This window comes from Cognatundibacterium rugosum, assembly GCF_014284365.1.
In the GTDB taxonomy this organism is placed as follows: domain Bacteria; phylum Pseudomonadota; class Gammaproteobacteria; order Burkholderiales; family Burkholderiaceae_D; genus Undibacterium; species Undibacterium rugosum.
This window is the reverse complement of the sequence record NZ_JACOGG010000002.1, coordinates 97,380-117,122: the sequence shown is the minus strand read 5'-3', so window position 1 is coordinate 117,122 and position 19,743 is coordinate 97,380. Positions and strand designations below refer to the sequence as shown.

The 19,743-nt window shown below is 53.0% G+C and carries 17 protein-coding genes and 1 pseudogene; 10 read left to right on the top strand and 8 right to left on the bottom strand.

The window, feature by feature from the left end:
* Positions 1–18 precede the first annotated feature (18 nt).
* From H8K47_RS02170 to H8K47_RS02160, 3 genes are all read left to right on the top strand, one after another.
* On the top strand, positions 19–3,600 hold the full coding sequence (locus tag H8K47_RS02170; RefSeq protein ID WP_186879792.1) for an indolepyruvate ferredoxin oxidoreductase family protein: 3,582 nt from the start codon (positions 19–21) through the stop codon (positions 3,598–3,600).
* Between the two features lie 261 nt (positions 3,601–3,861).
* The gene (locus H8K47_RS02165) at positions 3,862–5,334 is read left to right on the top strand and encodes a peptide MFS transporter (RefSeq protein WP_222612709.1); all 1,473 of its coding nucleotides are present in this window, start codon (positions 3,862–3,864) and stop codon (positions 5,332–5,334) included.
* The gene (locus tag H8K47_RS02160) at positions 5,331–5,717 is read left to right on the top strand and encodes a DUF423 domain-containing protein (protein ID WP_186879791.1); all 387 of its coding nucleotides are present in this window, start codon (positions 5,331–5,333) and stop codon (positions 5,715–5,717) included. The genes H8K47_RS02165 and H8K47_RS02160 overlap by 4 nt, the downstream gene beginning before the upstream one ends.
* Positions 5,718–5,744: 27 nt before the next feature.
* Here the strand turns inward: H8K47_RS02160 and H8K47_RS02155 are convergent.
* A pseudogene (locus tag H8K47_RS02155) lies at positions 5,745–7,073 on the bottom strand (IS4 family transposase).
* A 131-nt stretch (positions 7,074–7,204) separates the two neighbouring features.
* Positions 7,205–7,816 (bottom strand): glutathione S-transferase family protein, encoded by a 612-nt coding sequence (locus H8K47_RS02150; RefSeq protein WP_186879790.1) that lies wholly within the window; start codon positions 7,814–7,816, stop codon positions 7,205–7,207.
* 230 nt (positions 7,817–8,046) lie between these two features.
* On the opposite strand from H8K47_RS02150, the gene H8K47_RS02145 reads away from it, so the two are divergent.
* Together H8K47_RS02145 and H8K47_RS02140 are read left to right on the top strand one after the other, a co-directional pair.
* Entirely contained in the window at positions 8,047–9,342 is a 1,296-nt protein-coding gene (locus tag H8K47_RS02145) for an acetyl-CoA hydrolase/transferase family protein (protein WP_222612714.1), read from the top strand.
* Between the two features lie 108 nt (positions 9,343–9,450).
* Positions 9,451–9,681, top strand: a complete 231-nt coding sequence (locus H8K47_RS02140) for a DUF4124 domain-containing protein (protein ID WP_186879788.1) — start codon at positions 9,451–9,453, stop codon at positions 9,679–9,681.
* Here H8K47_RS02140 and H8K47_RS02135 read toward each other — a convergent pair.
* The 3 genes from H8K47_RS02135 to H8K47_RS02125 form a co-directional block, all read right to left on the bottom strand.
* Entirely contained in the window at positions 9,678–10,268 is a 591-nt protein-coding gene (locus tag H8K47_RS02135; protein ID WP_186879787.1) for a hypothetical protein, read from the bottom strand. The genes H8K47_RS02140 and H8K47_RS02135 overlap by 4 nt on opposite strands.
* A 141-nt stretch (positions 10,269–10,409) precedes the next feature.
* On the bottom strand, positions 10,410–11,264 hold the full coding sequence (locus H8K47_RS02130) for an AraC family transcriptional regulator (RefSeq protein ID WP_186879786.1): 855 nt from the start codon (positions 11,262–11,264) through the stop codon (positions 10,410–10,412).
* A gap of 59 nt (positions 11,265–11,323) precedes the next feature.
* Positions 11,324–11,758 carry a GyrI-like domain-containing protein gene (locus tag H8K47_RS02125; protein WP_186879785.1) on the bottom strand — a complete coding sequence of 145 codons (435 nt, stop codon included), beginning with the start codon at positions 11,756–11,758 and terminating at the stop codon, positions 11,324–11,326.
* Between the two features lie 251 nt (positions 11,759–12,009).
* On the opposite strand from H8K47_RS02125, the gene H8K47_RS02120 reads away from it, so the two are divergent.
* The 5 genes from H8K47_RS02120 (at position 12,010) to H8K47_RS02100 (ending at position 18,014) form a co-directional block, all read left to right on the top strand.
* Complete coding sequence (locus H8K47_RS02120) at positions 12,010–12,975, top strand: alpha/beta fold hydrolase (protein WP_186879784.1); 966 nt, start codon at positions 12,010–12,012, stop codon at positions 12,973–12,975.
* 182 nt (positions 12,976–13,157) lie between these two features.
* Positions 13,158–15,566, top strand: coding sequence for a TonB-dependent receptor plug domain-containing protein (locus H8K47_RS02115; RefSeq protein ID WP_186879783.1), 2,409 nt, complete (start codon positions 13,158–13,160; stop codon positions 15,564–15,566).
* A 175-nt stretch (positions 15,567–15,741) separates the two neighbouring features.
* Entirely contained in the window at positions 15,742–16,311 is a 570-nt protein-coding gene (locus tag H8K47_RS02110; protein WP_186879782.1) for a hypothetical protein, read from the top strand.
* Positions 16,312–16,320: 9 nt separating this feature from the next.
* Positions 16,321–16,563 (top strand): helix-turn-helix domain-containing protein, encoded by a 243-nt coding sequence (locus H8K47_RS02105; RefSeq protein ID WP_186879781.1) that lies wholly within the window; start codon positions 16,321–16,323, stop codon positions 16,561–16,563.
* 68 nt (positions 16,564–16,631) lie between these two features.
* Positions 16,632–18,014 carry a CoA transferase gene (locus H8K47_RS02100; RefSeq protein WP_186879780.1) on the top strand — a complete coding sequence of 461 codons (1,383 nt, stop codon included), beginning with the start codon at positions 16,632–16,634 and terminating at the stop codon, positions 18,012–18,014.
* Positions 18,015–18,047: 33 nt separating this feature from the next.
* On the opposite strand, the gene H8K47_RS02095 is transcribed toward H8K47_RS02100, so the two are convergent.
* The 3 genes from H8K47_RS02095 to H8K47_RS02085 form a co-directional block, all read right to left on the bottom strand.
* Complete coding sequence (locus H8K47_RS02095; protein ID WP_329604125.1) at positions 18,048–18,590, bottom strand: DUF2726 domain-containing protein; 543 nt, start codon at positions 18,588–18,590, stop codon at positions 18,048–18,050.
* A gap of 449 nt (positions 18,591–19,039) precedes the next feature.
* Complete coding sequence (locus H8K47_RS02090) at positions 19,040–19,369, bottom strand: alpha/beta fold hydrolase (RefSeq protein ID WP_329604124.1); 330 nt, start codon at positions 19,367–19,369, stop codon at positions 19,040–19,042.
* A complete protein-coding gene (locus H8K47_RS02085) occupies positions 19,291–19,737 on the bottom strand; it encodes an alpha/beta fold hydrolase (RefSeq protein WP_186879778.1) in 447 nt (148 codons plus the stop codon). Before H8K47_RS02085 ends, H8K47_RS02090 begins: the two co-directional genes overlap by 79 nt.
* Positions 19,738–19,743: the final 6 nt, after the last annotated feature.

The window sequence follows — 19,743 nt, the reverse complement described above, 5'->3', positions numbered from 1 at the left end:
AAAAAGCACGGAGACCCCATGAACGCACCTCACCAAGCCGAGCAGCAGGCGCTGATCGACAATTCTATTGCCCTGGACGACAAATACACGCTGGAACGCGGACACGCCTTCATGACGGGCACACAGGCCTTAATACGCCTGATGATGCTGCAACGTCAGGCGGATGAAAAAGCGGGTTTGAATACCGCTGGCTTTATCAGCGGCTATCGCGGCTCGCCACTGGGAAATGTCGATCTGACCGCCGCCAAAGCCAAGAAGCATTTAGGCAAATATCACGTCAAATTTCACCCAGGTGTGAATGAAGATCTGGCCGCCACCTCGGTTTGGGGAACGCAACAGGTCAATATGTTCCCAGATGCGAAATACGACGGCGTATTTGCGATGTGGTACGGTAAAGGCCCGGGGGTTGACCGTTGTGGCGACGTGTTCAAACATGCGAACCTGGCGGGCACCTCCAAACATGGTGGCGTATTGGTAGTGGCGGGCGATGACCATGCTGCAAAATCCTCGACCGCAGCACATCAGTCTGAGCATATTTTGAAAGCCTGCGGCATTCCGGTGTTATATCCGTCTACCGTACAGGAATACCTGGACTACGGCCTGCATGGTATCGCTTTGTCGCGTTATACAGGATTGTGGGTCTCGATGAAATGCGTGACCGATATCGTCGAATCCGGCGCTGTGGTGGAAATCAATCCTGACCGCGTACAACCCGTTATTCCTGACAATTTTGTATTGCCTGCGGACGGTGTGAATATCCGTACCCCGGACCCTGTGCTGGCGCAGGAAGTCCGCATGAATAATTACAAATGGTATGCCGCGCTGGCCTATGCGCGCGCGAATAAACTGAACCAGATCATCTGGGACAGCCCGCATGCCAAGATCGGTATTATCACGGCCGGTAAATCCTATCTTGATACCCGTGAAGCGTTGGCAGATCTGGGGATTGATGAACAGGTCGCCAAAGACATCGGTATCCGCCTGTACAAGATAGGCATGACCTGGCCACTGGAATCCGAAGGTGTGCGTGAGTTTGCGCAAGGACTGGAAGAAATTCTAGTCGTCGAAGAAAAACGCCAGATTTTGGAGTACGCGCTCAAAGAAGAGTTGTATAACTGGGCTGATGAAGTCCGTCCACGCGTGGTCGGTAAGTTTGATGACAGCGGCGAATGGAGCAATCTGCATGGTTCCGGCCATGGCGAATGGCTGCTGCCAGCCACCTATGAACTGAGCCCAGCCCAGATTGCACGTGCGATTGCTTCGCGCGTTACTCGCTATTTCGCCGGTCATCCGGTTGAGCAAAGCGTCAAGAAGCGCGTTGCCTTCCTGGAGGCCAAAGAAGCAGCGCTGGCGAATGTCGGCAAGCCTGATCCGATGAAGGACCGCGTACCGCATTTCTGCTCCGGTTGTCCACACAATACCTCGACCCGTGTACCGGAAGGCAGCCGTGCGCTGGCTGGCATCGGTTGCCATTACATGGTGACCTGGATGGACAGAGAAACCTCCACCTTCACCCACATGGGCGGTGAAGGTGTGACCTGGGTAGGCGCGGCGCCGTTTACCAATGAAAAGCATGTGTTCTGTAATCTGGGTGACGGAACTTACTATCACTCCGGCTTGCTGGCGATCCGTGCTGCCGTGTCGGGCGACGTTAACATCACTTATAAAATTCTGTTCAATGATGCCGTCGCCATGACTGGTGGCCAGGAATTCGATGGTCCGCTCGATCCGGGCATGATCTCACGTCAAATCGCAGCCGAAGGCGTGAATCCGATTATCGTCGTCACCGATGAACCGGAAAAATATCCGGCCGGTTATCCGTGGGCAGCCGGTGTGACGGTGCGCCATCGTTCAGAACTCGATGCGGTACAGCGCGAACTGCGCGAATGCAAGGGCGTGTCGGCCATGATTTACGACCAGACTTGCGCTTCCGAAAAACGCCGTCGCCGCAAAAAAATCGATAAAAATGGTAAACCTGGTTTTCCTGACCCGGCCAAACGTGCTGTCGTCAACGAAGCTGTATGCGAAGGCTGCGGTGATTGTTCAGTACAATCTAACTGCTTGTCAGTCGAGCCTTTGGAAACCGAATTCGGCCGTAAGCGCCAGATCAACCAGTCTTCCTGCAACAAGGATTTTTCTTGCGTGAATGGCTTCTGTCCTAGCTTTGTCACGGTGGAAGGCGGCAAGCTGAAAAAGCCAGCCAAGCTGAAAATTGAAGCGGGTAACGCACTCGATGTGAAAATGCTGCCCTATCCGGCATTGCCATCGACCGCCACACCGTTTGGCGTCGTGGTGACAGGTGTGGGTGGTACCGGTGTGATCACGATAGGTCAAATCATGGCGGTGGCCGCGCATTTACAAGGCAAAGCCTGTTCCGTGCTGGACATGACTGGGCTGGCGCAAAAAGGTGGCGCCGTGATGTCCCATGTGCGTCTGGCAGATAAAGCCAGTGATATTCAGTCGACCCGGGTTGGTACCGGCATGGCGGATCTGGTCATCGGTTGCGATCTGATCGTGACGGCGGGCAAGGATGCTCTGTCACGCATGGGTGAGGGCCGTACGTTTGCCGCCATCAATGCAAATGGCACGCCGACTTCGACCTTCATTAAAAATCCTAACTGGCAGTTCCCGGGCGAATCGGCAGAAAACGATATCCGCAAAGCCTGCGGTGCTGAACGTGTGGACTTGATCGATGCAGCTTCGATAGCGACGGCCTTGATGGGGGATAACATCGCGACCAATATGTTCATCCTCGGTTACGCCTGGCAAAAAGGCTGGGTGCCGTTGGAAGAAGTAGCGTTGATGCGTGCGATCGAACTCAATGGCGTTTCTATCGACTTCAATAAACAGGCATTCAACTGGGGACGTCTGGCAGCGCATGATCTGGCGGCCGTCAAGCGTCTGGCAACACCGGCCCAAGTGGTAGAAATCAAACGTCAGCCTACGCTCAATGAAGTGATCGAAAAGCGCCTGGTATTCCTGACCGACTATCAGAATGCCGACTACGCGGCATCGTATAAAAACTTTGTTGAGCAAGTCAAAGCGGCGGAAGAAAAAGTTGTGGCAGGCGCGCCTTTGCGTCTGACTGAAGCCGTGGCGAAATATCTGTTTAAACTGATGGCGTACAAAGACGAATATGAAGTCGCCCGTCTTTACACCGATGGTAAGTTCCAGAAAAAAGTGGCTGATATGTTTGAAGGTGATTACCAGTTGAATTTCCATCTGGCGCCACCGATGTTTGCCAAGCGCGATGCCAAGGGCAATCTGCTCAAGAAACAATATGGCCCCTGGATGATGAAAATGTTCGGTATCCTGGCAAAGATGAAGTCTTTGCGTGGTACTAAGCTGGATGTGTTCGGCTATACCGAAGAGCGTCGCACAGAACGTGAATTGCCAGTCGCTTACCGTCAAACCATCATGCAGTTGCTGCCTTTGCTGAATGCCGATAATCTGGCTAAAGCGGTGGCAATTGCTGCGATACCGGAAGATATCCGTGGCTATGGTCATGTGAAGGAACGTCATCTGGCGGTGGCAAAAAACAAAGAAGCCGGCTTGCTGGCAGAGTTTCACAGCGCCGGGCAGCATCAGCGCGCAGCGTGATCCTGAGGGCGTCCGGGATGTAGCAGTCCCGGACGCGCGCGCAACAGTATCTGTGTTTAGCTTCGAAATATCTAAATATCGACATATTCAAAGGTCAGCCATGCTGACCTTTTTTCATCCTGGCTGGCATGGTCAGCCATGAAATAATAAGTATAAAAACCACCCTGCCTGAATACGCATGGCCGCCACAGTGCATTACAATGCAGCGCAGCTATAGCGCGGGCTGACACGCGTACGCAAAGACATTCTCAGGAGACCAACTTGTCTATCGCCAAATTTAAGCAAACATCCATACCGGAAGGTTCGGCAGCCTTATTTTTTATCCAGATTTTCGCAACGCTGGGTTTTGCCGTTCTGTATTCGACGCTGGTCTTATATGCGACCAAAAAACTCAGTTTCAGCGTCAAGGATGCGACTGCCATCATGGGCGTATTTGGCGCCTTCAATTATGGCTTGCACTTGTTTGGCGGATACCTGGGGGGGCGCTTTATCAGTAACCGTAATCTGTTTGTCGGCGGCATGTTGTTGCAGGTACTGGGTTGTGGCTGCATTTCTTTGGGTGGTGCGGAACAGATGTATTGGGGGCTGGGCTTATTCCTGACCGGTAGTGGCTTGAATGTGACTTGTATCAACATGATGCTGACCCAGCGTTTCAAGCCTGAGGACGACAGACGTGAAAGCGCGTTTTTGTGGAATTATGCGGGCATGAATCTGGGTTTTTTTGTTGGCTTTACCGCGGCCGGACATTTCCAGTTGCAGGAAAATTATTCCGGCCTGTTTATTTTTGCGACCGTAGGCAACTTCATGGCTATCGTGTTGGCACTGCTGAACTGGCAGCGTCTGAAAGACTTGAACACACCTTTGCTGGAAGCTGGAAAAGAAGAATTCAATCAACGTTTGCTGGTCGGGATCGCGGTGCTGGTCGGACTGGTGCCGGTGATTTATTTCATGCTGCATAAAGCGGAACTGACCGGTAATCTGGTGCTGATCATCAGCATTATGATAGGCCTGATTCTGGTGTTCCTGACGGCGAAACATGAAGATAGACGTGAACAGCGTAATATGATTGCGTATCTGTTACTGACCTTGGGTTCGCTGGTGTTCTGGACTTTGTATCAGATGGCACCGATGGGTTTGCAGCTGTTCGCGGTCAATAATGTGGACCGCATGGTGTGGGGTGTGGAAGTCGCACCGCAGTGGATACAGAATATCAACAGCTTTGTGATCATGGTCGGTGGCCCTTTAATGGCGATGTTTTTCCAGTCGCTGCGTAAAAAAGGCTGGAATGTGGATGTGCCCGCACAGTTTTCGACTTCGCTGATCCTGATCGGCATAGGATTTCTGGTGTTACCGCTGGGGATCACGTTTGCTGCGCAAAATGGCATGGTCGCTTTCAAGTGGATCTTCGTCAGCTATCTGTTACAGAGTATCGCCGAATTACTGATTTCCCCTGTTGGTTACGCCATGATAGGTAAGCTTGCACCAGCCCGTTATCAGGGCGTGATGATGGGAACCTGGATGCTGACTACCGGTACCGCGTCGATACTGGCCAGTTATTTTTCCGGCCTGATTCCTGAGGCTGGCGAAGGCATGGCGGTGGCGACTAATCCGACTTACCATCATATCTTCTCTATGCTGGGTTGGGGCAGCGTAGGCGTAGGCGTGCTGATGGTGGTGGTGATTCCTTTCCTGCGTCAGCTGATTTCTAACACCAGTGAACCAAGCGCAGTATGAAGCCGCGTATAGCCATTACAGTTGCCGCGTTCAGTATGCTGATCGCGGTGGCGGCCGGTGCATTTGGTGCGCACGGTCTGAAGGCAGTGTTAAGCACAGAGATGCTGGCTATCTGGCAGACGGCAGTGCATTATCAGATGGTGCATGGACTGGGTTTGCTGGCAGTTGGCATATTGATGCCGCAATGGCCACGGGCGAAACGGCTGGCGTGGGTAGCGACTGCCTTTGTCGTCGGCATAATCCTGTTCAGCGGCAGTTTGTATTTACTGGCGCTGAGCGGAATACGCTGGCTGGGTGCGGTCACGCCGCTGGGCGGGGTGGCATTTCTGGCTGGCTGGTTGTTGTTAGCAATCAGCGCCTGGCAGCACTCTTCCAAGGAATAAAAAAACCGGCTAGGCCGGTAATGCCGTTCAGTTAAGCGTTTTTCGCAGAACACGAATAGCATAGCGGTTTGGTTTTGCCTTGATGGCCCGGTCGAATTGTCGATCGGGCCGTTCTTCATTCAGGAGGCTAACCAGCCTTTCGAGCAGATGCTTCATCGACGCAGGCAGCTTGCCGTAGGACCGCGTGACTGCCGCCCAGTGTAGCTCGAACTGGATCAGATGAAATGCACGAATGAAACTCACTTCGCCTGGCTCGCATTTCACCGTTAAGGCTGCCTTGGCGATCTCGAGGCGAATCAGGTTGTAGGCAATCAGTGTGCCCCAGATCTCCTGATAGATGCCGTCTTTCGTTTTCGAGCGCAAGGTCAGTGCTGTTCCCAGCATCGTTTGCTTGAGCTCACGATAACTCGTCTCGATGCCCCATCGCCGCTCGTAACAGCTGGCGATATCAGCCGGTCGGTAACGGCGCCGGTCGCGCAGTGAAGTCAGTAAGATGCGTTTGCGCGCATGCCGGTCAACGATCGTCACGGCACGTGCCTCCCAGACATCCGGCAAGTCAACACACTTCGCCCGCGCCTGCGGCGACACGCGCATGCGAACGATGCAGTCCTTATCATCTCCCTCGATCACTTCCTACCGGGTGTTCGATTTGGCAGGGATAATGAAGTGGCGATCCCTGCCTTGTTGCGTCAGTGCGCACAGGATTTCCGCAGACAGAAAGCCGCGATCGAAGACCGTGAGTGATTCATTGGGTACATCCGCAATCAGCTGTTTCGCGTACCGCATTTCATGGGTTCCGTACGGGCCGAATGCGGCGCTGTGAACGATGTGCGTGGGGAGTGCGGTGAGTGTGACACCGCGCACTTGCGGATAGCTCGCTATGGCACCGCTGGCATACCGTTGTGCGCCGAAGTGGTCGCGATTCTCAGCGCAGTCCTGGATACGCAAGTTGGTGCCGTCCATCGCAAACAATTGCAGCCCTTTAAAGAGGTAGCCGCGGCGATCCTGAGCGCTCCAGTGACGTGCGGAATGATTGAACAGCCACTTTACCGGATCGGTTCCGAGCCGCTGGCGAGCCTGCGCGGCGGCGCTTTTACTGACGAACGGTGTTTGTGTATCGGGTACGGCGAGTCCGGGATCATCCAATACTTCGCTGATGGATTTGTGACGATACAGCGCCAGCGCTACCATCAGCCAGAGTACCTGTTCGGCAGGCAGTCGCCGCTGGCGGATGCTGGTGGCCTCGGTGCGCTGGACGGCCTGTTCGATCCACTCAACAGGTAAATGGGCTCCGAGCCGGCGCCAGTCGGGCGACTCAAGGTGGTTTGCGAGGAAGTGAAGGGTGTCGTCGAGCATGGCGCCGCAGGTTAACAGCAGCTTGGGAGGTTTACAAGCACTAAATAAAAATGCCGTTCAGTCTTAACTGAACGGCATTACGGCTAGGCCGGTTTTTTTTATGGTTGTCACCTGTATGCAGGTGCGGTGCTTTACTCGCCGTTCTTCGCCACTGCACGCTGATAGGCAGGCCGCGCCTCGATCAGCTCGGTGAAGCGGGTCAGATTCGGGAATTTGTCCTTGCCCACGGTACGCACCACTGACTGGATCGCGAACGACAGTTGGATGTCGGCACCGGTCAGATGATCGCCGACAAAGAAATCACGCCCTTGCAGCTCTGCATCCAGATAGCCGAAGTGATTCGCAATTTCACTGTGTATACGTGGATGCAAAGGGGTACCGGCTTCGCCCAGACGGCCTACATACAGGTTCAGCAGCAGTGGCAACATGGCCGAGCCTTCTGCATAGTGCATGAATTGCAGATAGCGATAGTAGTCCGGCGTACCGGGTGGTGGTGCAAACTGCGCGCGGCCATAGGTATTGATCAGATATTCCAGTATCGCACCGGATTCAATCAGCACCAGACCCTGATCCGCCAGCACAGGGGCTTTGCCGAGTGGGTGTATCTGCTTCAGTTCAGGCGGTGCCAGCCGGGTTGTTGGATCACGGTCATAGCTGATGACAAGGTAATCCAGTCCCAGCTCTTCCAGCATCCAGGTAATGCGGCGTGAGCGGGATTGTTTCAGGTGATGGACTTCGATCATGGATGGTCTCCGGTTCGGTCAGACAGGATTTGTATTATGCACACAAAGCGCAATGCTTGCCGAGCGGAAAACATTTCTCCCTTGTTGCTGTATCAGACGCATACCGCACAGTTGCACTTGCGATAAAGCAAAGCCAGTGCGGAAATGTCGTTGAACTGACTGCGCCAATTCCCGATGCGGCATAGCATATCTCATCAAATCCAATACCCATACAATCAGGAGGAGCTATGTTGTCAGTGCAGCAGGAGTACACGGAAAAGCAGTGCATGCCCGACGAAGCACTACAGGTCTTGCACAACGGTGATTGGATCGTGGTGCCGACTGGCGTTGGCGAGCCACCTGCCTTACTGACTGCTTTGTCTGAACGGCGGCGCCATTTTCAGAATATCCGTGTGGCGCAGATATTAGCGGTACGCAAATACGGCTATTTCGATCCTGCTACGGAACAGCATGTACGGCATGTAGCTTACTTTTTCGGTGCTGCTTCGCGTCCGGGCGGACAAGCCGGGCGGATCGATTTCATTCCCAGCTATTTCTCTGAAATGCCGATGCTGATAGAGCGGGGGCTGATGCCGGTTGACGTGGTATTTGCACTTGCTTCACCGATGAATGAAGAGGGTTATTTCTCGCTGAGCCTGGCGGCCGATTACACCATGGCAGCGATTGCAAAAGCGCGCGCAGTTGTGCTGGAAGTGAATTCGAATGTGCCTTTCGCTTACGGCAATTGCCATGTCCATATTTCCCAGGTCACCCGGCTGATTGAGAGTACAGAGCCCGTCACAGAAGTGGGCTTGCCTGTGATTGGACCGGTTCAGCAAGCCATCGGTCAGTACGTGGCGGAGATGATAGAAGATGGCTCGACGTTGCAGATAGGCTATGGCGGCATTCCAGATGCCGTAGTCATGCAACTGGTACAGAAAAAAGATCTGGGCATCCATACAGAAATGATAGGCGATGGCATTCTGAAGCTGATAGAAAGCGGTGCGGTCACCAATCGTCGCAAGAATTACTTGCCCGGAAAAACAGTGGCAACCTTCGCGCTGGGTTCGCGCAAACTGTACGACTACATGCATCAGAATCCTGCGCTGGAAATGCATCCTGTCGACTTTACCAATGATCCGTATCTGGCTGCAAAAAATGATCATCTGGTAGCGATAAATGCGACGCTGCAGATCGATTTGCTGGGGCAGTGTGGATCGGAAAGTTTGGGCCATTTACCGTATTCCGGTACCGGTGGGCAAGTTGATTTTGTGCGTGCAGCCAACCGTTCGCGCGGTGGCAAAGCTTTTATTGTGCTGCCATCTACCGCCAAAAATGACAGTATCAGTCGTATCGTCTCCACGCTGACGCCAGGCACCCACGTCACCACAGGCAAGAACGATATGAACTACGTCGTCAGCGAATACGGTGTGGCCCAACTCAGAGGTAAGTCAGCGCGTCAGCGTGTGCTGGAAATGATCGCCATCGCCCATCCTGACTTCCGCGCAGAGTTGCGTGATCAGGCGCGTCATCTGCAGTTGCTGTAAAAAAGCATACGTACCAGAGCAAATTCAGGCACAATGCGCTGGCATTGTTGCCTGTGATAAAAACATGTATTCAGGCATTGGTAAGCAGCATAATACGAAAGGCGGAGAATGAAAAAACTAGTCGTTTTCGGTTTGTTTTTGCTGGCTGCTGCGGCTCAGGCGCAGACCCCGGTATTCAAATGTGAGTCGGGTGGCAAAGTCACCTGGTCAGACAAACCTTGCGGTAGCAATAGTAAAGTGGTCAAGGTTAAGCCGTTGGGGTCGGGCGAACATAAGAATCCGGCCGCTGGTAAATATACGCCACAACCAGTCTCCACGCCGTCGCCGAAGAAATCTTAAGCCAGATTCGTGCTATGCATCTGGCGTGCCAGCAGCGCCGCCAATATCAGCAAACGCAAGGGCGATTCCGGTGCCAGTCCGGGATTTAATTCCAGCAGATAAGCATGGTGGTGATTGCGTAATTCCTGCGGCAGGGACCATGGGTGGTCCGACACACAAGCCAGCTCCTGGCCATTTTGCACAAAGCGATACAAAAAATTGTTCTGATCGCTATGCAGTTCCCCGATAAAACGTTCATCCGGATCCAGAATGCGAAAGCTGTCAGCTCGTTGGTGCATGCGCTGGCAATACCCAACCAGTCCGCCATTGCCATCGTAAATAGCAATTTTGACGGCCAGTAAAGAAAAGCATTTCTGCAAACGCAGTACGCGCTTGCCTTCCGGTGTACGCAATTCCGCATGCAAGGGACGCAAAGCCTCCCAGTTCAGGATACGTAACAGCCGTGTGAAATGCCTGTGTTCTAATTCTCTGCATTCGATAATTGGTTGCTGAGTCAGCGGATCAAAGATGTCAAAATGCTTGCCCATCTCCAGCAAACCCAGCTGTTGCTGAACAAAAAATTGGTTTTTGCGTAAAACGGCATGCATGGAAACGAAGACTTTGCGCTGAAAGGCGCAAAGATAGCCGCGTTCAGCCGCAGGCATCAAGTAAGAAAATGTAAGTTAACCGCGTCAACCATGACAAGGTGTGAATGTCATGCCTGAGCGCACGGCAACAGGACCACATGCTTAGCGCAGTGGCAGATAAATATCGGTCAGTAAATCCGCTGGCGCCGTGCAGCGCGGGTTGTTCAGGTAGTCTTCAAATGGTGGCGCATCGGCGGCTTCCAGTCCCGATGCGGGCAGCCACTGGCCACAGAACCATTGGTAGACCGCCTGCATGGCTGAGTATGGCCCCTGATAACGCAATACGGCATATTTACCGGCGGCCAGACTCTGCTGCGTAAAAGGTGCTTCTGCCACATCCTGCCAACCTGGCGGCAGAGAGAGGCAGGCGAAAGAACGCAGCTCCGCTTCCGGCGTCACTGCCGGATCGTCCAGGAAAACCCCCAGCCAGCGTGTTTCCGCGTTCATCCAGCCACGTGCACCCGCATGGCTGTTGAGCAGGTCAAACGATTGGCTGATGCCCATATAGCTGCCGCGATGTGCCAGCTGCAAGACCGGGATGGCGTTGATTTCGCAGATACTGACCGGATAGGCAGCGAGCTCGGGCGCGGTAGTTGCTAAAGTCATGGTCACTCCTTGTCGGCGAAAGCGGGCGGGTGGCAAGCCGTAGCTTTGTGAAAAAGTCCGGGTGAAGGATTGCAGATTCGGATAACCAACCTGTGCCGCGATCTGGCTGATACGCAGGTCGCTGCGCAATAACAAGGCAGCCGCCTTTTGCAGACGCAGACGTTTGACCGTGGCAATCACACTTTCACCATGCACGCCCTGATAAATCCTGTGCCAGTGATAGAGCGACATGCAGGCCAGATCAGCCAGTTGTTGCAGATCTAAAGGCTGATCCAGATGTTCATGCAGATAGGTGGTCACGCGCGCCAAGCGGCGTTCATAACTTTGCTGCAGCGGACTGAGCGATGACATGGGGCGCGGTTCTCCTGAATTGGCTTTGCTCTGGGCGTGGCACAGGTTGCGGTCAGTTGTCACACGCTGCGCGGTTTGATACCTATGTAAATGATGCCAGATTCCGGTCCCAGGTATTCTTCAAAATCCGTGCCATAGGCGCGCTCATAATCGTGCTGCTGTGCAAAGTGCTCCCATATGGTCTGCCATGTCTGGATAATTGCATCCGGCATGGTACCTTGTGCCGGAAAAGCCAGATAGCTGCCGCTTTGGATATGAACCCCCGGGGTCGTATCTATATCAGCTTTGACGCCTGCCGTAACATTGAATTCGCCATGCAGGTCCGATGCATAATGCGAATACACGCCATACATACTTTGGCTGAGATCGGGCTGGCTGGCAAAGAAGCTGCCCCACAATCCCGGGATGCGGCCATTGGGGCCAGTCTCGGCCGCGTTGGTGGTACGAACACAGGGGCCACTGACATAAAATCCTGCTATCTGTTGTTGTTTCATTGTTCTGTGCTCCGTTATTTGATGTTATCCGGCGTAGCCCGCGACTAAGCCCGGCTGCCTGGCGCTGCAGTGTATGTATCGGTAACTGCCGGGCATTCTGGCTGAACCATCACTGCGCAAAAAAAGCATAGCACGCTATCATTTCACAAATCTTGCGGAGTTTTTTGCTATTGAGACTGTTTCCTGTTTGAATAGCATGGGAAAATAGCAGCCGCTGCCAGTTCTGGCCTGTTTCCCTGAAAGTAAGTTGCATGAGTGTTCGTTTTCGTTTGCCTGCCGTGATGGCAGGTATTGCTGCTGTATTTGCGCTGTGTGTGATGGCGGGTATTGCCTGGAACTGGGCACCTGATCGTCCGCTACCGGACCTGACACAGCAATGGGCACCACCACCTTCACGCTTTATCGACGTGAATGGCTTATCCGTTCATATCCGCGATGAAGGGATGGCCGATGATCCGGTACCGGTCTTACTGATACACGGTACTTCTTCCAGTCTGCATACCTGGGAAGGTTGGGTCAGTATCCTGAAAAAAGACCGGCGCGTGATCAGCATGGATTTGCCCGGCTTTGGCCTGACTGGCCCGAATGCGGCGCAGGACTACAGCAATGCCGCGTATACCCGCTTTATACTGGATTTGATGGATCAGTTGCATATCCGTAAGGCTGTCCTGGCTGGCAATTCGCTGGGCGGTGAAATCGCCTGGAACGTGGCGGTGGCGGCACCGCAGCGTGTCGATAAACTGATACTGGTGGATGCAGCGGGCTATGCGTTTAAGCCACTTTCTATTCCTGCCGGATTCCAGATTGCGCGGATACCGATTTTATCCTGGTTCATGGATCACACCTTGCCGGCTTCTATGTTGGAAGAAAGCGTTAAAGATGTGTATGGCAACCCGGAGAAAGTCAGCCCTGCACTGCTCGCACGTTATCGCGCGATGACAGTGCGTGCCGGTAACCGTGCCGCTTTGCGCAAGCGTATCCGCACCCTGAATCTGGGTGAAAACGCGGCTGATATTCAGCGTATCCATGTGCCCACACTGATACTCTGGGGTGGCAAAGACAAACTGATCCCGCCTGAAAATGCAGCCTGGTTCGCACGTGATATCGCGCAGTCCAGACTCATCATGTTTGATGAACTGGGCCATGTGCCACAGGAAGAGGCGCCATTCGTGACCGCTGCAGCAGCCAGAATTTTTCTGGCACGCGACACGCGCTGAGTATGTGCTAAACACGTGCCGAACACCGACAAAAGGCCGGACGGCTTATATCTTTTAACTATGTCGACATAAAAATAAGGTCGTTTGCACGCCGTATCTGTGACCGTATGATCTGTTATCCCTCATGCCCTCAGTGGCATGGCTATACAGATTCCATACGATAATTTCAGCAGAAAGCACAGATGAAACCCTATACAAAGAAACGCACCACCAGCGACGCCATTCCATTTTCGCGCCTACAGTTATCGAGCCTGATTGCAACGCTCTTTATCACTGGTCTGAGCCCAGTCGCCTTCGCGCAAGTCAGCGCCGACAGCGATGCTGCACAGGTGATCGTGACCGGTACCCGCAGCGTCAAGCGCACCGTGTCTGATTCCGAAGCGCCGATTGATGTACTGAGTAATAAAGATTTGCAGAATACCGGTAGCCTGGAACTGGGAACGGCACTGGCCAGATTATTACCCTCATTGAATTTTCCACGTCCGGCTGTCGCCGACGGTACTTCTTCCAATCGTCCGGCTCAGCTGCGCGGTTTATCACCGGACCAGACGCTGGTGCTGGTCAATGGCAAACGCTGGCATACTACGGCGGTCGTGAATGTGAATGGTACAGCCGGTCGTGGTTCGTCCCCGGCGGACTTGAATACTATCCCGGTATCGGCGATCGAGCGGGTGGAAGTATTGCGTGATGGCGCTGCTGCGCAATATGGCTCGGATGCGATTGCGGGTGTGATTAACATCATCCTCAAAAAAGGCGCAGAAGGTGGTGAAATCCAGCTGGGTGGCGGACGTACCAGTCAAGGCGACGGCAATCAACGCAGTATCAGCGCCAACTTCGGCACGAAGCTGGGTGACAAAGGCTGGGCACGCTGGACTGTGGAACAAAAACATCAGGGTGATACCAACCGCGCGGGTCCTGATTTGCGTAATCCACTTGAACCCTTGTATGGCCGTGTGAATCAAAAACAGGGTGATCCTGATCTCGAACAAACTCAGTTCGGCGTCAATGCCGGTCTGGCATTGAGCGACGATCTGGAATTGTATGGCTTCCTGCAATACAGCCAGCGCAAGACCGATGCTGCCGCTACCTGGCGCACGGCTTACAGCAGCGGCACGACGCTACGTTCGCCTTTGTATCCGCAAGGATTTTTGCCAAATCTGGCAGCCAATAATGAAGACGTATCTGCAGTATTAGGTTTGAAAGGTAAAACCGCAGGCTGGCGCTGGGATACCAGCTTCAACAGCGGCAGCAATAGTTTTAGCCTGGATGTGAATAACACCGCCAACCTGAGTTTAGGTGCCGCCAGCCCGACCAGTTTTTATGCCGGTAAGTTGAAAAATACCCAGACTCTGCTGAATCTGGACGCGGCCACAGAGCTGGATATTCCCGGCTTATCGAATCCGGCCACGCTGGCGCTGGGCACGGAATACCGACGTGATCAGTATGCGATTTCCGCCGGTGAAGCGAGTTCCTATAGCGGTAGCGGCGCCCAGGGTTTTTCTGGCTTCCAGCCTTCGAATGCGGGTAATTTCCAGCGCCATAACTTGTCCTTCTATGCGAACCTGGAGGCAGAGATTTCGCGCCAGCTCAGCGCTTCCGTGGCAGTCCGTCATGAGAATTACAGTGATTTTGGTAAAGTCACTTCGGGGAAATTATCGGCCCGCTACGTCGTGGTGCCGGAACTGGCTTTCCGTGCCGCGGTCTCCAACGGCTTCCGTGCACCGTCACTGGCACAGCAGAATTACACCATTTCCACCACCAATCTGATCACCATTAATGGCAGCTCACAACTGGTGGATACCGGTACGTTTGGTGTCGCCACGGCCGCTGCCAAAGCGCTGGGTGCGAAACCACTGCAAGCTGAAACATCACGTAATTTGAGTCTGGGAACGGTATGGCAACCTGTGCGTAACGCTTCTCTGAGTGTGGATGCCTACCAGATCGATATCGATAAACGCATTCTGTACTCGGGCAATCTGGTGTTACCAGCCAGCCTGCAATCCTTACTGGCGAAGCAGGGCGTACTGGTCGGTGCTGCACGGTATTTTGCCAATGCCTTTGATACCCGCACCCGTGGCGTGGATGTGGTTGGTACCTACCAATGGCAACTGGCGGATAAAGACACGCTGGGCCTGACTCTGGGCTATAACCGTAATACGACCAGTGTCAGCGGAGTTGCTGCCAATCCCGATATCCTGACGCAAAACAATCTGACCCTGATCGATAAGCAAACCATAGAACGTGCCACCCTGAGCAGCCCGAAAGACAAGCTCAGCCTCAGCGCTGACTATGCTAGCGGTGCCTGGAATCTGCATACCCAGGTCACGCGCTATGGTAGCTTTGTTTCGCCGCAAAATAATCCTGCGCTGGATCAGACTTACAGCGCGAACATTGTGGCCGATATCGCCGTCAGCTATCGTACCGGCCGTTGGAAACTCAGCGCAGGGATCGACAATCTGAACGATAAATATCCGGATAAAGTCACTTCTAACGGCAACCTGAACACCGGTGGTACATTGCCTTACAGCACCTTCTCTCCGTATGGTTTCAATGGCCGCTATCTGTACGCCAAAGCCAGCTACGCCTGGTAAGCCGTATCTGCGATAAAGTAAAAAAAGCCGCTGATGCGGCTTTTTTCTTTGACGTTTTTTAATGGAAAAAATAAATAGAATTAAAAATTTATCGATAAACAGTAAATTTATATTGAATTACATATTTATTTTGCTAATATGACTCCAGTTATCACACATAAATGGAGTCGGTCTCATGTCTCTTACTTCTCGCCCTAAAGCGGCACATATCCGTCAGTTAAGTCGCTACTTCCTGTGGCTCACTACATCTGTGATCTGTCTCTTGCCGCTGAGCGCCTTAGGGTTCGTCGTGCAAATCTGGATGGCTCCGTCAGGACAGCAAGGCATACTTAGTTTCTTCTCTCATACCAGTGATGTACAGGGAATGATGGACCTTGCGCGGCAAGGCATAGCGCATGAATACCGATGGATGGCGACTACGTTTGTTTTGCTAAGCAGTACCTGCATAGTCTGGATTTTCATTCAGCTCAACAACATGCTGGTTTTTTTCTATCAGGGTGAAATTTTTAATCGACAGGCACTTCGTTGCGCACAGACTGGATTCTGGGTGTATCTCGCCTGGACTTTCGGTATCTATAGCGTGCAATTGATTGCGATTATTTTGACGAGCGGGTCCGCGCAATTATGGACAAACTTTGCAGATTCTTTGTTTGTTGAGCTTGTGAATTTGGGTATCGCTAAGTTGCTTGTTTGGGCCTTAGAAATTGGAACAGAGCTGAATGAAGATGCAGCACTGGTCATTTGAGGAGTAGTGATGGCGATAATTGTTAATCTGGACGTCGTACTTGCTCAACGTAAAATGCGACTCAATACACTGGCTGAAGCTGTGCAAATTACGCCACAGAATCTCTCAGTCTTAAAAACCGGTAAGGCTAAAGCGATACGCTTTGATACCCTGGAAAAAATTTGTGAAGTTCTGCAATGCCAGCCGGGTGATATCCTGGCTTACAGTCCGTCAGCATCAGACAACGAAAATTCAGATAATAAGGAAAACTGAACGGTATTCAGTAGCGATATTTATGCGATCATCGATGCTCACAGCTTTTTATCGTCACGGAGGATGGTATGGCGCGCGCATTGCTGGAGCAGTTGTGGACACAGGCTGGGGCGGATGTCGATTTTTGTCAGCGCCTGCAATTCACGGGAAGCGAGCTGCAGTTGCCCTCGACTTTTGCAGTCGGTACGCTGGCTTCGGCCAGTATTGCGGCACAGGCGCTGGCGGCGCAGCAGCTGTGGGAATTGCGCGGTGGTGTAGAGCAGCAAATCCGCGTCGACCGGCGTCATGCATTGGCAATGTTTCGCAGCGAGCGCTATCTGCGTATCGATGGTCAGGTGCCTGAGGATACCTGGAGTCCGCTGAGCGGCTACTATCCAACCGGTGATGGACGCTGGATACAGCTGCATACTAACTTTCCGCATCATAGCGCCGGTGTTTTGCAGGTGTTGGGCAGTGCGGCGACACGGGAAGCTGTCGCTGCAGCCATCCTGCGCTGGAAGGCAGAGGAATTGGAAGCGGTGTTAGCGCAAGCTGACATGTGCGCTGCCATGATACGCACTGAGCAAGAATGGGCGCAGCATCCGCAGGCGCAGGCTATTGCCGCCTTGCCCGCTGTTGAAATCACTCGCATTGGTGATGCGCCAGTTCGTACTTTAGCTGCTGCTGGCCGTCCTTTATCTGGTATCCGGGTACTGGATTTATCGCGTGTGATTGCCGCACCGGTGGCTGCGCGCACGCTGGCGCAACATGGTGCCGATGTGCTTGCAGTCGGTGCAGCCCATTTGCCGGAAATTCCTTTGTTGGTGATGGATACAGCGCGCGGAAAGCGCAATACCCGCATCGATTTACGCAGTGCGCCAGGACAGCAGCATATGGCACAGCTGATGCAAGATGCCGACGTTTTTCTGCAAGCTTACCGGCCAGGCGCGCTGGCACAGTTTGGATTAGATGCAGAAACCCTGGCGGCACGTTATCCCGGCATCGTTGTGGTCAGTTTGTCTGCGTATGGACAGCAGGGGCCATGGTCGCAACGGCGTGGCTTTGACAGTCTGGTGCAGTCGGCCAGCGGGATCGCGGATACGGAAGGTCAGGCCGCGTACCTGAGTGGACCTGGTAAATTGCCTTGTCAGGCACTGGATCACGCGACGGGTTATCTGGCAGCTTTCGCTACGATGATCGCTTTGCAGCGCAGAGCAAGCGAGGGCGGAAGCTGGCAGGTTCGCGTATCACTGGCCCAGACCGGGCAATTGCTGCAATCTCTGCCCAGACAGGCCCTTCACGTACAAGATGCGGAGTTAACAGCCGCAGAAATTGCAGCGTATTCTGAAATCACTGCGTCGGGCTTTGGTCAGATGCAGGCGATTCGGCCGGTGGAACAGATGCCGGCCTGTCAGCCTTACTTTTTCCTGCCGTCTATGCCACGTGGTACCCACGTACCACAATGGGGATAGGGCGTGTAAAGTGTTCGCAGCGGCGTGCCTGGTTTAGTGGAAGTGGGCCACGATCTGCTTGAATTCGCGGTCTATCTGTTCAGGATGCGCGCTACGTGTGATTACGGGTTCAGAGAAGGCCGCACGGATAGCAGCCTCATCCGGTAATAGTTTAACGTGCCAGTGTATCAGTCGCAGGCCTGCATCTTTACAGGCTTTGGCTTTTTGATAGTCAGTTTCGTGATGAGGGGTACGACCGCTTCCGTCGTTCAGTTCGATTGCCGCCACCACTGAAAAATCTTTTTTGCAGATGACATAGTCAAAACTCAGCTGGTTAATACGCTGATGCCATTCCAGCAGATTGGCACCTTTTTTGACTCCCAGTATGCGCGACATCTGTACCTGGGTCAGTACGATATGCTCGGGTAATGCTGTCGTCAGGCGGTGAAATAATATCTGTTCGGCTGCACCCACCGGACGTCGCAGGTAATAAGGCCAGTTCGTATTGGTAAGCTCAGGCTGCTCTTGTTTGCGGAACAGGCGGCTGGCTACCCACATCAACAGTAACAGCGTGAGGGTAAAAGCAAGGTATTTCACAATACTCTCCAATCCCGAATTAGTTAAATAAAAGACATGTAACGAATATTGAGCTATTACTAACTGATTGGCAATACCATTTTGATAATAATTCCTATGTTTGTAAAAGAATATTTCGACTTTTCTTTTGAAAATTTGATTTATATGAGACGTATAAAAGAAAAATTGGATTAATTTCCATATTTAATACGTATTTATGCGTATTCAGCGGGGTGCGTGAGATTGTGGTAAAAATGATAAAAATATAATTTTATCTGGATGGACAAGGGATGACTTGCTGAATAAGGGAGAGGACGGATCAGGCAAAATCTGGAACCAAGGGCAAACTTTGCTGTGTGCCTCAGTGTAGCGGCACAGCATGCGAGCCTATGCAAGGTGGAGATGGAAATAATAACTGTGCTAGGTAAAGATAAGACCAGTTAACACTCTGTGTGGGCTAGTATGCTGGCTCAGGGGCTTAAAAAATCCAGTAACAACTGACTGATGCGTTCTGCCTGTTCGAGTACTGACATATGGCCGCAATCATCCAGAATATGGCAGACCGCATGCGGTGCTGCGGCTTGCATATTGCGTGTTTCCTGCAGCGTGCGCATTTGATCGTCGCGGCTGGCGAGCAGTAGTAAAGGGCAGCGCAGTGCCGCCAGTTCGGCATGGCCGTCGGCACGAATGACACTGAGTTGCTGACGGAATCGCTCAACGCCTAAATCGAGTGACATAGACTGCAGTAAATCCAGTAAAGCTTCGCGCTCAGGATGGGCCGGATGGACAGCGCGTTGCAATGCAGTGCGGGTTTGCCCACGATATGGAAAGTCTGCAGCATGCGGATTTGCTGCTGATTGCGTTGCACCTCTTCCGCACTCGAAGCGCGCGCCGAGGTATTGAGCAGACTCAGGCTACGCACCCGCTGCGGCGCGATGGCGGCTAAATGACGCGCCACATAGCCACCCATAGAAAATGCTATCAGATGACATTGCTCAGGTAATTGCGGCAGCACATGCAGCGCCATCGCCTCTATGCTGTCGCCCTGCAGTGGTTCGCAAAGTATGAGTGGACCGATTGTGGCGAGCGCTGGCTGTAGCGCATGCCATAGACGTGCGTCACACATGAAACCGGGTAGCAGAACCAGAGGCAGGGAGGTCGTAGTCATCAGTCA